1 protein-coding gene is annotated in these 964 nt (G+C 49.6%); it reads left to right on the forward strand.

Features of this window, described 5'->3' with window-relative positions:
- On the forward strand, positions 1-753 hold a 753-nt coding region (locus tag ACTXGO_RS14740), incomplete at its 5' end, for a helix-hairpin-helix domain-containing protein (protein WP_443575049.1).
- Positions 754-964 lie beyond the last annotated feature (211 nt).

Here is a 964-nt window from a genome sequence, read left to right on the forward strand (position 1 = left end):
CTTGCCCGTTGTAGCGGCGGTTTGTTTTGTCCTGCTCAGCAAACCGAGGCCTTAATCCACTTTGTCTCGCGCCGCGCCATGGATATCGATGGACTCGGCGAGCGCTGGCTGATTAGCTTCTTTGAGCAGGGGCTTGTCAAAACCGTCGCCGACATCTATCAGTTGCATAACCATCAAGAGCAAATGATTACTTTTGAAAAACTTGGCGAAAAATCGGTACAAAACATCATTGACGCCATTGAGGCTAGCAAAAAAACCACCTTAGCCAGATTTATCTACGCCTTGGGCATTCGCGGCGTCGGCGAGGGCACCGCACAAAACTTCGCCCAGCAATTTGGCGATTTGGATAGCTTAATGAGTGCTGATATGGACGCGCTTATTGCCACCCCTGATGTTGGCACCATCACCGCTGAGCTGACCCACGAGTTCTTCCGTGCCCCGCACAATATTGAAGTCATCGATAGCCTGCGAGCAGCTGGCGTGCATTGGGATAACGTTGAGCAAGTCGCATCCGACGATCTACCACTTGATGGGCAAACGTGGGTCATTACTGGCGCACTCGGTAGCATGGCACGCGATGAAGCCAAAGCCAAGCTGCAAGCGTTAGGCGCAAAAGTCTCAGGAAGTATCTCTGCCAAAACCACAGCACTGCTGGCAGGAGAGAAAGCTGGCTCGAAAATGGCAAAGGCTGAGAAGTTAGGGGTTAAGATTGTGGGTGAGGATGAGTTTTTGGCACTGTTAGAAGAATCATAACTTTTTAATATGAAAGCGACTTGTAGGGTGGGTTAGCGATAGCGTAACCCACCGAACTTTAGATATATTGCAAAAAACAAAGATTTAAAAGCATGGCCTCAGCATCGCTTGCTTTAACAGTGGGCAAATATGCAGGTCATGAGCCGTCTTTCTTTAATGGTTTACTCGGCGCTCGTCCCTCGCGCAAAGAGCGAGAACCTGCATATATTTG

The organism is Psychrobacter sp. T6-1 (genome assembly GCF_052258445.1).